Below are 12903 nucleotides of genomic sequence, written 5' to 3'. Positions count from 1 at the left end.
GACTGGAAGGAGAAATCTCACTAGAAGCTCCACAAAGCGAGTCGACAATCTTTGTCAATATACGTGTGTGATTTCTCCCTTTGGTCGAAATGACAAACTGTGAGTATTGACATACTGTACGATTTGACACAATCTTGTCATTTCGACTGGAAGGAGAAATCGCACTAGAAACTCCACAAACTAGGTCGACAATCTTTGTCGATATACTTGTGTGATTTCTCTCTTCGGTCGAAATGACAAACTAAGAATATTAACATACTTTACGATTTGACACAATCTTGTCATTTCGACTGGAAGGAGAAATCGCACTAGAAATTCAGCAAAGTGAGTCGACAATCTTTGTCAATATACGTGTGTGATTTCTCCCTTTGGTCGAAATGACAAACTAAAAACAAATACGTATATTCGTACAAAAAATACAAAATGCTAAATCCGCAACTTGGTTTTCATAGTTACTATGTCTATATTATAACAAATGAACATCGAACATCTTTTTACATTGGAGTTACTAACAACTTAAAAAAAAGACTTTCAAAACATAAAGAAAGTATAGATTTAAATATAAATAGTTTTGCAGCTAAATATAATATTCAGTTTTTAGTTTATTACGAAAAATTTACTTGGATACAGGAAGCAATTGCCCGAGAAAAAGAATTAAAAAAATGGCGGAGAGATAAAAAAATCGAATTGATAAGAAGTTTTAATGAAACTTTTGAATTTCTTGATTTTCATTTTGAATAAGTTTTGCTCTATAACAAACCCTTGTCGATATACTTGTGCGATTTACTTCATGAGTTTGCGATCTCATGTGCCTCCCTTCAGTCGAAATGACAAGATTGAGGTAATTCTTTATGGAATTTGAGGTAATTCTATATTGAGTTTCTTCTATAAATATCTTTTTATTGGTTCACTATCGTTTGAGCCTTCTTATATCAAAACATCAAAATATATGAGCAAATTAATAACAACCTACCTCAAATCCTTTTTAATTACCAAATATTTCAAGTCTGTTTTTCCTGCATTACTAATTCCGTGTTCGGCATTTGGCGGACAATAAAAACTGGTATTTGGACCGCCTGTAACGGTTTTTCCGTTTAAAAAGAACTCGGCTGTTCCTTCTAAGATATAGAAAAATTCTTCTTCGGGATGGTGATGCGGCGCGTGAGTTGATTTTCCAGGTTCAACAATGCTCATTTTGAGTGTGTTTTCTTGTGTGAAATTTTTATCGGCAAACCAATATTGGTAACCCACTTTGGTTTTGGTCGCTTTATTTATGTCAAAATGATTGACACAGTTTTCGATTGTGTATTGTGGCGGCGCAGTTTCTTTTTTGGTTTCCTGAGAAAAGGTTTTCTGGAAAATTAAGATTGCAATTGTGGTTTTTAGGATGGTTGTTAGTTTCATTTCTTTTTGTTGTAATGTTACGAAAAATTGCAATTCGCAGTAATGAAGAAAAAAATAAATTGTAGAGATTAACTTTAAAATTAGACTTTTGTCTTAACTTTGTTTATTAACTTTCGTAAATTAATATCATGCAAGCAATTAATATCACGGCATATACAGAAGATGCTTCTCAAATAGAAGCTGTAAAAGCTTTTATGAAAGCCCTTAAAATTAAATTTGAGATAGCAAATGTAAAGCCATATGAGTTATCAGAAGAACAACAGCATATATTAAATGATCAAATTATTTCAGATAAAAACCTTTATACTGATGCTGAATCTGTTTATACTGATTTAAAAAAGAAGTATGAATTATAAGATTATTGTTTCTCCAATTGCATTAAAAAATATTGAGGAAGCAGTTGAATATTATATTTTAAAAGTTAGCAAAAATATTGCCTTAGATTTTCTTAATGATTATAAAAAGGTTTACAAAGCCTTACAATTAAATCCTTTCTATCAATTTCACGATACTAATTATCGTTATCTTCCATTTAAAAAATTTCCTTACGTTGCATTTTTTATTGTTGATGAATTATCAAAAACAGTGTTTTTAAATGCTATTTTTCATACTTCACAAAATCCAGAGAAATATCCCGTAAAATAAGAATTATACAAAAGTCCCAACGGGGCGAAATATCTTTTGGTTTTACAATATTAATATGTCGCTCCGCTGGAGCTTTTTCTAAATTGTGTAATCAATAATCTATAAATATTTCATTCCTCCGGAATTTTATTAATAGAAAATTATTCTTGACAAACTTTGACAAAGTTCTACTGAAAAAATACAAGTTCTCTCCTAGCCCCGATCGAAATGGTATCTTTTTGTGGTGGGGTTCACCACAAAAAATATAATGTAGAGCGGGACAAATAGTCTTATAAAACGAAAAAGACCTGCTACTTAAAAAAAACATTCCAACTAAAAGTTCAATAAAATAAGTACTTCGCAAAGAATTTTAAAAACACTTATTGTACGATAAGAAAATATTATGATAAAAATATTTCATTATTAGAAAATCCGCCATACATTTGCCTAACAGTGTTAAACGATTTAATACTCGAATAAAATGGCTAGCAAAGATCGAATTTTAAGACAAAAAGAAGAGACAAGAAATAACATTCTTGGCGCTGCTTATGATATCGTAAAAGAAGAAGGCTGGAATGGTTTGAGTATGCGTAAAATTGCCGACAGAATCGAATATACTGCTCCTATTATTTATGAATACTTTTCGAATAAGGAAGCAATATTAGAAGAACTAACTGGCAAAGGTTTTATTAAGCTGACTAAAGAATTGCAAATTGCAATCGATAAGTTTGAGAAACCCGAAGATCAATTAGAAGCCATGTGGATGACGTATTGGGACTTCGCTTTTACTAATACTGAAATGTATCAGTTAATGTTTGGTGTTCAAATGACGTGCTGTGCACAACGATGTTCGGCTCAGGAAGCACCTTACAAATTATTTACTGGTGTTATTGCTGAAGTTATGAAAGACAGCAATCCTAGTGAAGATATCATTAAACAAAAATATTTTACTTTCTTTTCTGTTATTCATGGTTTAATTGCCATCAACATCATTAATAAAAGTGATATTTTAGAAACAATAAATGCTCAAATTTTGAAAGATGCCATTGGCGGTATCATCAAATCAATACAATAGTTTTTTTTGATTTTTTACTTAACAGTGTAAAATAATTTAAACAGGATAACATAAAATCCTTTTTTTTATAACCTTCACTTAACACTGTTAGAAAATTTAATAGAGGTAATAAAAGCTCTTTTTTTAGACTTTTACTTAACACCGTTAAATATTTTAATAGTGATTTAAAATAAATTAAAAAAGATATAAAGTATAGAAGTTTATGCACATTTACTTAACAATGTTAGATAATTTAATTCAATTAAATATGAATCCCGAGAATGCCAGAATACCAATGAATTTAATCCGAGAAAATGTTCAACCAATTAAAACCACAATGAAAATGAAAAATGTAATTATAACCAGTTTTATTCTGGCCCTAGTATTAAGCAGCTGTGCCGATAAAAATCAGGCGCCTACTGCTCCACCTCCACCGGTTTTACCAGTTTTGGCTATCACAAGCGCCAATACAACAACTGACGCTGAATATCCTGCAGCTATACAAGGAACTGTTGATGTTGAAATTAGACCACAAGTAAGCGGAAACCTTGACAGAATCTTTGTTGATGAAGGTGCTTATGTAAGCAAAGGACAAACTTTATTCAAAATAAACGAACGTCCGTTTCGTGAGCAGTTAAACAATGCTTTAGCAAGTCTTCACGCAGCAGAAGCGGCTTTAATCAATGCTAATTTAGAAGTTGATAAATTGACGCCGCTAGTTCAGAACAAGGTAGTTTCTGATTATCAGTTAAAAACGGCTAAAGCTTCTCAAAAAATTGCTGCAGCAAATATCGAACAGGCAAAAGCAATGGTAGGTTCTGCTAAAATTAATTTAGGTTACACCAACGTTACGGCTCCAGTGAGCGGATACATTGGAAGACTGCCTAAAAAACAAGGAAGTTTAGTTTCTGCATCGGATGTTGAAGCGCTTACCACTTTATCTGATGTTCACGAAGTATTTGCTTATTTCTCTTTGAGCGAAACAGATTTTATCAACTTTAAGACTCAATATGCAGGAAGTTCACTTGGCGATAAAATCAAAAAATTACCTCCCGTTACTTTGATTTTGGCTGATAATAATGCTTATCCTCAAACTGGAAAAATCGATATGGTTGACGGTCAATTTGATAAAACTACCGGAGCCATTACAATTAGAGCAACTTTCCCAAATGCAAACGGAACGTTACGTTCTGGAAACACAGGAAGAATCCGTTTAGGATTAAACCACAACGATGCTATTTTAGTTCCGCAAGCTGCTACAGTCGAAATGCAGGATAAAGTATTTGTTTTCACTGTAGGCAAAGACAACAAAGTGACAAAAATGCCTATTACCGTTGTAGGTAAAAGCGGTACCAATTATTTAATTAAAGAAGGTGTAAAAACGGGTGACCAAATCGTGTTAAGCGGTATTGACAAACTTCAGGATGGACAAGCGATTCAGCCAGAAAAATCAACTAAAGTTGCCGAAGTAACTAATCAAAAATAATTCTAAAAGACAATGTTCAAAATATTTATACAAAGACCTGTACTGGCAACTGTAATTTCCATTTTATTGGTGATTCTGGGGGTATTGGGTTTAACTAAACTGCCTTTACAACAGTTTCCTGATATTGCGCCGCCATCGGTTTTGGTAACGGCGGTATATCCGGGAGCCAACGCAGAAACGGTTTTACGTTCTGTGGCACCTTCTATCGAAGAATCTATAAATGGTGTAGAAAACATGACTTATATGAGTTCTACAGCCAGTAATGACGGTACCTTGGCTATTACAGTTTTCTTTAAACTAGGTACAGATGCGGATCAGGCCGCTGTAAACGTGCAAAACAGAGTTGCACAGGCAACGAGTCAGCTTCCTGCCGAGGTCGTACAGCAAGGTATTATTACAGCTAAGCAGCAAAACAGTTTCATCATGGCAATTGGTATGTATACTGATGATGAAGCAAAATACGATCAGACTTTTGTTGCCAACTATGCACAGATTAATATTATTCCGGAACTAAAACGTATTCCGGGTGTTGGTTCTGCCAGTATTTTTGGTGGTGTAAAAGATTACTCAATGCGCGTTTGGTTGAATCCAACTCAAATGTCAACTTACAAAGTAACGCCAAATGAAGTTATGGCAGCAATTCAAGACAAAAGTTTGGAAGCTGCTCCTGGTAAATTTGGAGAGCGAAGCAAAGAAGTTTTTGAATACGTTATTAAATATAAAGGGAAATTAACTAAACCTGAAGATTATGAAAATATTGCTATACGTTCTAATGCAGATGGTTCAGTACTTCGCTTAAAAGATGTAGCGCGAGTTGAACTTGGTGCTTACTCTTACAACAGTTTAACACGTTTAAATGGTAAAAAAGGAGTTGTAATTGGGGTGATTCAATTAGCAGGATCTAACTCTAATGAAATCCAGATTGCTATCAATAAAATGATGGAAAAGGCTTCTAAAGATTTTCCAAAAGGTATAAAACACAATATTTTCTATAGTACAAAAGTATCTCTTGACCAATCTATTGAACAGGTTCAACATACTCTATTAGAGGCTTTTATATTAGTATTTATTGTGGTATTTATCTTCTTGCAAGATTTTAGATCAACATTAATCCCGGCTATTGCTGTACCTGTAGCAATTTTAGGAACGTTCTTCTTCATGCAGTTATTCGGATTTTCGATCAACCTTTTAACGCTTTTCGCATTAATTCTGGCGATTGGTATTGTGGTCGATGATGCCATTGTGGTAGTCGAAGCGGTGCATGCGAAAATGGAGCACAAACGCTTGTCTCCAAAAATCGCAACCCATGAAGCAATGCACGAAATAACGGGTGCTATTATCTCGATTACGCTGGTAATGGCTGCTGTATTCCTGCCGGTTGGTTTTATGGAAGGCTCAACAGGAGTTTTCTATCGTCAGTTTGCCTTTACGATGGCGATTGCAATTGTAATTTCGGCTGTAAATGCCTTAACATTGAGTCCGGCGCTTGCGGCATTATTTTTAAAAGATAATCACGGAGCACACGATCACAATGCGCCTTACGAGAAAAAAGGATTTAAAGAAAAATTCTTTACCGCTTTCAACAGCAGTTTTGAATCTTTAACGAATCGTTACGTTGGCGGGCTTAAATTCCTAATTAGAAGAAAATGGTTGAGTTTAGGAGGATTGGCTTTAATTACTATAGCAACTGTTATAATGGTAAAAACAACTCCTGCAGGATTTATCCCTACAGAAGATCAAGGATTTATTGCGATTGCAGTAAATACGCCATCTGGAACATCGTTAGACGGAACTCAAAAAGTAATGACTGAAGCCGAAAATACGTTAAGAGGTTTAGATGCTTCAAGATTCGTTACAGCGATTTCAGGTTTCAACTTATTGACGAATTCTACAAGTCCATCATCAGCAGTTGTATTCGTATTGCTTAAACCAAACGAAGATCGCGGCGATGTTAAAAATATTGACGAAATCATGAATCAGGTTCGTGGTAAACTGGGCGCTATTTCTGGCGGAAGTTTCTTCGTATTCAGTTTCCCAACTGTTCCCGGATTTAGTAACGTTGAGGCTTTAGATTTGGTTCTTCAAGATAAAACGGGAGGAAAACTGGATAAATTCAGTGGAATCTCTCAAAACTTTATCGGAGAATTAATGAAACGTCCGGAAATTGCAGTTGCCTTTACCTCTTTCAAAGCCGATTATCCGCAATTGCAATTGGAAGTTAATGATGAAAAAGCAAATCAATTGGGTGTTAATGTAAAAGACATTTTACAAACGATGCAGGCTTACTTTGGTAGTGCACAAGCTTCTGACTTTAACCGATTTGGTAAATACTACCGTGTAGTTGTTCAGGCCGATATCGAAGACAGAGCTGATCCAACAGCAATTGACAGAGTTTTTGTAAAAAACAAAACTGGCGAAATGGTGCCAATAAATACTTTAGTAAAACTAACTCGTATTTATGGTTCTGAAACCGCTTCTAGATACAATTTATTTAATTCAATTTCTATTAATGCCATTCCAAAACCTGGATTTAGTTCCGGAGATGCCATTAAAGCAATTGAAGAAGTAGCAGCACAACAATTACCTGCAGGTTACGGGTTTGAATTCTCGGGCCAAACTCGTGAGGAGATTTCTTCCGGAGGGCAATCGGCTACAATTTTCTTACTGTGTTTGATATTCATTTATTTCCTACTTGCTGCACAGTATGAGAGTTATATCCTTCCTTTAGCGGTTATCTTATCGATCCCTGCAGGTATTTTTGGAGTATTCGTTGCTATTGGTTTAACTGGAATCGAAAACAATATTTATGTACAAGTTGCTCTTGTCATGCTGATTGGACTTCTTGCCAAAAATGCCATTCTAATCGTCGAATTTGCCGTGCAGAAACGAAAATCAGGACAAGCGTTAGTTAGAGCTTCAATCGATGCAGCCAAATTGCGTTTGCGACCAATTATCATGACGTCTCTTGCCTTTATTGTTGGTTTAGTTCCTATGATGAGCGCCAAAGGACCATCAGCTCAAGGTAACCACTCTATTAGTATTGGTGCTGCAGGAGGTATGATTTCGGGAGTAATTCTAGGCTTGTTTATCATTCCTGTTTTATTCATCATCTTCCAGCATTTACAAGAAAAGGTTTCTGGAAAACCAGTTGCCGTAATTCATAACGAAGAAAAATAATAATGGAAAACTATATCACAACCATACTTGTCGCCATCATATTTGGCATCGGATATATATCGTACAGAATCTCCAAAGATTTAGAAACTAGAAAAGATACTTGTACAGAAATATAATCTGTTGAGAAAAAAATTAAACACATAGAAACATAGTCCCGAAGCCTCGGGATTGTGTCAAAAAAAGAGATTAGAAGAAACTAGTTTCCACGCATAGAGCTATGTGTATTTATGCAAGTGAAACGCCTTTTACATCTACAAAGAACTATGTTTCTATGTGTTTCAAAAAAAATTACACCCAAACGGGTTAAAGGAATTTTAATAAAAAACTAAATGAAAAATCATATAACCAAAATCGTGACCTTCGCCATTCTGATCACGACTTTAATATCCTGTAAAGTTTCGAAGGATATTGAAACTCCAAAAGATGCATTTCCTGAGAATTTCAGGAATGCATCAGTTTCGAGTGATACAACCAGTATTGCCGATGTGGAGTGGAAAAACTTCTTTACTGAAAAAGATATTATCAAATTGATCGACAGTGCCGTTGCCAGAAACAACGATTTACAGATTGCCGAAAAGAACATTGAAATTGCACATTACCGTTTTTCACAATCAAAATGGGGAAATGTACCACAGGTTAATTTACTTGTAAACGCAAGTACCAGCAATCCTTCTGACAATAGTTTTACAGGTAAGAACTTAGGTCAGGCGTTAGGTCAAAATCATATTGATGACTTTTCTGCAGGAGCTTCACTTTCGTGGGAAGCGGATATTTGGGGAAAAATCAGAAATCAGAAAAAAGGCGCTTATGCAGAATATTTACAATCTGCAGAAGTTAAAAAAGCATTGCAGACGAATATTGTTGCCAATGTTTCAAGAGGATATTACAATCTTTTGATGCTGGATGCACAATTAGAAATTGCTAGACAAAATCTTCGTTTAAATGATAGTACAACTAATATTATCAAATTAAAATACGATGCTGGTCAAGTAACAACATTGGCAATTCAACAATCGGAAGCACAGAAATTAAACTCAGCGCAATTGATTCCTTTATTGGAACAAAACATTTCAATTCAAGAGAATGCTTTGAGTGTTTTGACTGGTTCATTTCCTGATTCTAAAGAAAGAACTATTCGTTTGAGTTCAATTGAAGTAAAACACAATACAGCTGTTGGAATTCCATCTGCCTTAGTAAGCAGAAGACCTGATGTAAAAAGCGCTGAATTGGCTCTTAAAGCAGCCAACGCAAACGTAGGAATCACAAAAGCCGATTTATATCCGACTTTGAGAATCACGGCTCAAGGCGGCGTAAACTCTTTTGAAGCCAGCAATTGGTTTAACATTCCAGCTTCATTATTCGGAACTGTTGCAGGAGGTTTAACGCAACCACTTTTAAACAACAAAAGATTAAAAACGCAATATAATATCGCTGTCGCGGAAAGAGAAAAAGCGGTTTTAAGTTTTAGACAATCTGTTTTAGTTGCTGTTAGCGAAGTTTCGGATGCTTTGGTTAAAGTAGAGAAATTACAGCAGCAGGAAACTTTCTTAAAAGAAAAAGTAAAAACATTACAGCAAGCTATTAAAAATGCTAATCTATTATTCAAAAACGGTATGGCAGAATATCTTGAAGTTTTAACTGCACAAGCCAATTTATTACAAAGCGAATTGGAACTTGCTGATATTAAAAGACAACAGTTAACCGCTAATACTGATTTATATCGTGCTTTAGGCGGAGGCTGGAAATAATACCTATTACCCGTTAATTATTTATTTTTTGAGATGAAAACGCTGTGAGACCTTTGGGTTTCATGGCGTTTTTTTAGTTCTGCCGCAAAGACACTAAGGTGCGAAGTTTTTGTTTCTCACAGATCTACACACAATCTTGTCATCCCGAGGAACGAGGGATCTCTATAAGTAGCTCTACAAAGATTGTCGATTTAGTTTGCGGAGTTTCTTGCGGAGATCCCTCGTTCCTCGGGATGACAAACTGTATCGTAAGTTCATCAATTAACAACTAAAAAAACTTTAAAAATTGGTTTGCTTCTGTGTTTCCAATAAAAAATATGCGCATATTTCCTTACTTTTGAATCTTCTTAATCAATAAATCAAAACCCATGAAGAAAATTACATGCCTTGCTCTTTTAGCTTTACTATTTGTAAACTGCAAACAAACCAATTCAAATGAAGAAGTTAAATCAGAAACTAAGCCGACAGATACAACTGCGGTTGTAAAAGAAGAAAAAAAGGCAGAGGAAAAAGAGGATTGTAAAGACATCGAAGTAGAAATGGGATCTGGAAGAGAATGTATTCTAAAAGATACAGATCTTGCTAATGTGTATCAAAATATTATTAAAAATAAAGAAGTCGAAGAGTCAGAATATTTTTTAAGTGCCATTCCAAACGAAAGTAAATCTGTTGAAATAAATAAAAACGGGTTAATCTCAATTGAATATCAAATCACTAAAGATAAAGTGGCTATTGCTATGAATTATGAAGGCGGTGTGACAGAAGTAACGCTCGAAAAAATAAATAATACCGTAAAAAGAAGCATTTATCATTATGCTGATTAAACTCTAAAACGTTACAAATAACTTCTGATTAAACCGCTAAAAGCTTTTGAGTTTCTGGCGGTTTTTTATTTGCTCTAAAGTCGTCGAGGCACCAAACTTTTTATGTTTGCCACAAATTGCACCAATTTTCACTAATTTCTTTTTTACTCTAGAATAATTCGCGAAAATTCGTGAAATTCGTGGCAGTAAACTTTATCTCTTAGCGTCTTTGTGGCAAAATGATTAACTATGTCTTTCAATAAAGAAATATACCTCAACAATCTAAAGCTAGCTTTCGAAAGCTACTCTCCTATTTCTGAAAGATCATGGAAATTAATTGAGAACATTACAGAATTTCAAACGCTTAAAAAAGGAGAAACATTATTAGCAAATGGAGAAATTGCTAAAAATCTTCATTTTGTGGCAAAAGGTATTCTAAGAGCTTTTATTACTGACCAACTGGGAAATTTCTATAATAAAAATCTTTTCATGGAAAACTCTTTTGCAGGTTCAAAAGTTTCATTGATGCTGCAATCGCCTTCAGATTTTACTATTGAAGCTTTGGAAGACAGCATTATCATCAACCTTAATTACAAAAAATACATTTTGTTAATTAATGAAAACGAAGATCTCAAAAACTTTTATATCGCTCATTTAGAAAAGAACTGGATTATTGATAAAGAACAAAGAGAAGTAGCGCTGGTAATGCAAAATGCAACCGAAAGATATGTTAATATTCTGAAGAAACATCCAAGTATTGCAGAACGAGTTCCGCTATTGCATATCGCATCGCATTTAGGAATTACTCCAACTCAGCTAAGCCGAATTAGAAAAAGTTTGGAAAAAGATTTGTAAATCAACATATGTAAAGGTTTTCTTGAAAAGCTAATTTTATCTTTGTTTCAGATTTAAATTTGATATTCAAAATGAAAAATACAACCCTCATCAAAGACAATATTGACAACCTGACAGCGCTTTGGAGAACTGTTGCCACTCCTCTTATTTCCTATCATAAAAACGATCCTTTTGAATTTATTCAAATAGAAAACTCCGGCTGGCCAAACCGATTATGGTTTCGAGAAGATATTACCGAAGAAAATCTTCCGCAGATTATGGAAACAATGAGGGAAAATCCCAAATTAGTTATTCCATATTGGGATATTTTCGGAAGTAATTCAAATGAAATCTTTGAAAAAAACGGATTTTCTGTTCGAATTCAATTGATGGCTATGGCTTTGAAACTGAGCGAAAAACTCCCTATTCAAAACAATCTAACTTTTAAAAGAGTTTTAAATGAAGATGATGCCAAAACCTGGTCTGATATTTATCCGCTGTCTTTTAGTTATGTTATCAGTAAAGAAACATTGGTTCATAATTACGAAAATGCAGCATTTTATCTAGTTCATTTTGAAGAAAAACCAATTGGAACGCTTACCCTTTTTCAAACCGAAAAAACAATGGGAATTCATGGTGTAGGCGTTATTCCAGAAATGCGCAAAAAAGGTTTTGCCGAAGAAATTATGAAATTTGCTATCAACGAAGCAATTGATGCTGATTGTGAATATGCGCAACTGCAAGCTTCTGCTTTAGGAAAAGGCATTTATACAAGATTGGGTTTTGAGGATTTGTTTTTGATTACGAATTACCAACTGGCATAAATTTTAAATTCCAATTTTTCTTATTTCTATCATGCTGAGCATAGTGAAGCAGTCAACACAATCTTGTCATCCCGAGGAACAAGGGATCTTCGTTAGGAGCTCCACAAAGATTGTCGATTCTGATTGCGGAGTTTCTTGTGGAGATCCCTCGTTCCTCGGGATGACAAACTGTATGGTAAAGCCAAGCAACAACTAACAACTAACAACTAACAACTAACAACTAACTAACGAAACTTGTCGTAAATGCCCCTAAAATAGTCGTAAATGTGTATTTTATCAGAAATATAAGATCATTACATTTGTAATACATTAACTAATAACTATTTAAAAAATACCACATGAAAAAAGCAAAAATTATTTTTTGGGTTACGACAATTATTATTTTTCTATTCGAAGGCGTTATGCCGGCATTAACTTCTCAGACTGAACTGGCTAAAGAAGGAATCAGACATTTAGGTTATCCAGAATATTTTGGAAGTGCATTAGTGATTTTCAAAATTTTGGGTGTTTTGGCTTTAGTGATTCCGTCAGTTCCTAAAAATGTAAAAGAATGGGCTTATGCCGGATTTGGTTTCGATTTTATATTCGCTTCAATCAGCCATTTTGCGGTTGATGGAATTGGCTTTCAAGGTTTCTTTCCATTAATCTTTTTAGTGATTTTAGCTGTTTCTTATATCTATTATCACAAAATTGAGCGTTATAAAAATATCGCTTTATAAAATCTGCAAATGATGATAGAAGTTTTCAAAACAAATGTTCAAGAAGTTGAGCAATCAGTAATGATTGTGGGAAAGCTTCTTGAGCATTTTCCTAACAGCGCTATCAATTTTGATCTTGAAGATTGCGATAAAATTCTGCGAATTAACGATTCTAAAATTTTAAACCACAAAATAATAGAGCTCGTAAATTCATTTGGTTTTCATTGCGAAGTGCTCCTTTAAAACCATAA

13 protein-coding genes are annotated in these 12903 nt (G+C 34.3%); 12 read left to right on the top strand and 1 reads right to left on the bottom strand.

Annotated features, from left to right (window positions below):
- Positions 1-423 precede the first annotated feature (423 nt).
- On the top strand, positions 424-741 hold the full coding sequence (locus BOW55_RS07930) for a GIY-YIG nuclease family protein (RefSeq protein WP_129023675.1): 318 nt from the start codon (positions 424-426) through the stop codon (positions 739-741).
- Between the two features lie 228 nt (positions 742-969).
- Here BOW55_RS07930 and BOW55_RS07925 read toward each other — a convergent pair whose 3' ends face one another.
- Positions 970-1404 (bottom strand): cupin domain-containing protein, encoded by a 435-nt coding sequence (locus BOW55_RS07925; RefSeq protein ID WP_129023674.1) that lies wholly within the window; start codon positions 1402-1404, stop codon positions 970-972.
- A gap of 128 nt (positions 1405-1532) precedes the next feature.
- On the opposite strand from BOW55_RS07925, the gene BOW55_RS07920 reads away from it, so the two are divergent.
- The 11 genes from BOW55_RS07920 to BOW55_RS07870 all read left to right on the top strand — a co-directional run bounded on the left by BOW55_RS07920 (position 1533) and on the right by BOW55_RS07870 (position 12895).
- Positions 1533-1760 (top strand): DUF2683 family protein, encoded by a 228-nt coding sequence (locus BOW55_RS07920; protein ID WP_129023673.1) that lies wholly within the window; start codon positions 1533-1535, stop codon positions 1758-1760.
- The gene (locus BOW55_RS07915) at positions 1750-2049 is read left to right on the top strand and encodes a type II toxin-antitoxin system RelE/ParE family toxin (RefSeq protein ID WP_129023672.1); all 300 of its coding nucleotides are present in this window, start codon (positions 1750-1752) and stop codon (positions 2047-2049) included. The genes BOW55_RS07920 and BOW55_RS07915 overlap by 11 nt, the downstream gene beginning before the upstream one ends.
- Before the next feature lie 460 nt (positions 2050-2509).
- Positions 2510-3103, top strand: a complete 594-nt coding sequence (locus BOW55_RS07910) for a TetR/AcrR family transcriptional regulator (RefSeq protein ID WP_071638568.1) — start codon at positions 2510-2512, stop codon at positions 3101-3103.
- 247 nt (positions 3104-3350) lie between these two features.
- Positions 3351-4568 carry an efflux RND transporter periplasmic adaptor subunit gene (locus BOW55_RS07905; protein WP_129023681.1) on the top strand — a complete coding sequence of 406 codons (1218 nt, stop codon included), beginning with the start codon at positions 3351-3353 and terminating at the stop codon, positions 4566-4568.
- Between the two features lie 12 nt (positions 4569-4580).
- Positions 4581-7745, top strand: a complete 3165-nt coding sequence (locus BOW55_RS07900; RefSeq protein ID WP_129023671.1) for an efflux RND transporter permease subunit — start codon at positions 4581-4583, stop codon at positions 7743-7745.
- A gap of 329 nt (positions 7746-8074) precedes the next feature.
- Positions 8075-9493 carry a TolC family protein gene (locus BOW55_RS07895; protein ID WP_129023670.1) on the top strand — a complete coding sequence of 473 codons (1419 nt, stop codon included), beginning with the start codon at positions 8075-8077 and terminating at the stop codon, positions 9491-9493.
- A 368-nt stretch (positions 9494-9861) separates the two neighbouring features.
- Positions 9862-10317 (top strand): hypothetical protein, encoded by a 456-nt coding sequence (locus tag BOW55_RS07890; protein WP_129023669.1) that lies wholly within the window; start codon positions 9862-9864, stop codon positions 10315-10317.
- A gap of 228 nt (positions 10318-10545) precedes the next feature.
- Positions 10546-11151 carry a Crp/Fnr family transcriptional regulator gene (locus tag BOW55_RS07885; RefSeq protein WP_129023668.1) on the top strand — a complete coding sequence of 202 codons (606 nt, stop codon included), beginning with the start codon at positions 10546-10548 and terminating at the stop codon, positions 11149-11151.
- A 71-nt stretch (positions 11152-11222) separates the two neighbouring features.
- Positions 11223-11954 (top strand): GNAT family N-acetyltransferase, encoded by a 732-nt coding sequence (locus BOW55_RS07880; protein ID WP_129023667.1) that lies wholly within the window; start codon positions 11223-11225, stop codon positions 11952-11954.
- A gap of 338 nt (positions 11955-12292) precedes the next feature.
- Positions 12293-12673 (top strand): DoxX family protein, encoded by a 381-nt coding sequence (locus BOW55_RS07875; protein WP_129023666.1) that lies wholly within the window; start codon positions 12293-12295, stop codon positions 12671-12673.
- A gap of 9 nt (positions 12674-12682) precedes the next feature.
- Complete coding sequence (locus BOW55_RS07870) at positions 12683-12895, top strand: hypothetical protein (RefSeq protein WP_241686512.1); 213 nt, start codon at positions 12683-12685, stop codon at positions 12893-12895.
- The last annotated feature ends 8 nt before the right edge of the window (positions 12896-12903 follow it).

The sequence above is a fragment of the Flavobacterium sp. YO12 genome, assembly GCF_004119495.1.
Classification (GTDB): domain Bacteria; phylum Bacteroidota; class Bacteroidia; order Flavobacteriales; family Flavobacteriaceae; genus Flavobacterium.
The sequence above is the reverse complement of the archived record's forward strand: the minus strand, read 5'-3'. Positions and strand labels throughout refer to the sequence as shown.

Coding starts and splice junctions, on each gene's coding strand:
- BOW55_RS07870 (WP_241686512.1), top strand. CDS start 12,683: ATGATGATAGAAGTTTTCAAAACAAATGTTCAAGAAGTTGAGCAATCA.
- BOW55_RS07910 (WP_071638568.1), top strand. CDS start 2,510: ATGGCTAGCAAAGATCGAATTTTAAGACAAAAAGAAGAGACAAGAAAT.
- BOW55_RS07885 (WP_129023668.1), top strand. CDS start 10,546: ATGTCTTTCAATAAAGAAATATACCTCAACAATCTAAAGCTAGCTTTC.
- BOW55_RS07890 (WP_129023669.1), top strand. CDS start 9,862: ATGAAGAAAATTACATGCCTTGCTCTTTTAGCTTTACTATTTGTAAAC.
- BOW55_RS07875 (WP_129023666.1), top strand. CDS start 12,293: ATGAAAAAAGCAAAAATTATTTTTTGGGTTACGACAATTATTATTTTT.
- BOW55_RS07900 (WP_129023671.1), top strand. CDS start 4,581: ATGTTCAAAATATTTATACAAAGACCTGTACTGGCAACTGTAATTTCC.
- BOW55_RS07905 (WP_129023681.1), top strand. CDS start 3,351: ATGAATCCCGAGAATGCCAGAATACCAATGAATTTAATCCGAGAAAAT.
- BOW55_RS07915 (WP_129023672.1), top strand. CDS start 1,750: ATGAATTATAAGATTATTGTTTCTCCAATTGCATTAAAAAATATTGAG.
- BOW55_RS07930 (WP_129023675.1), top strand. CDS start 424: ATGCTAAATCCGCAACTTGGTTTTCATAGTTACTATGTCTATATTATA.
- BOW55_RS07895 (WP_129023670.1), top strand. CDS start 8,075: ATGAAAAATCATATAACCAAAATCGTGACCTTCGCCATTCTGATCACG.
- BOW55_RS07880 (WP_129023667.1), top strand. CDS start 11,223: ATGAAAAATACAACCCTCATCAAAGACAATATTGACAACCTGACAGCG.
- BOW55_RS07920 (WP_129023673.1), top strand. CDS start 1,533: ATGCAAGCAATTAATATCACGGCATATACAGAAGATGCTTCTCAAATA.
- BOW55_RS07925 (WP_129023674.1), bottom strand. CDS start 1,404: ATGAAACTAACAACCATCCTAAAAACCACAATTGCAATCTTAATTTTC.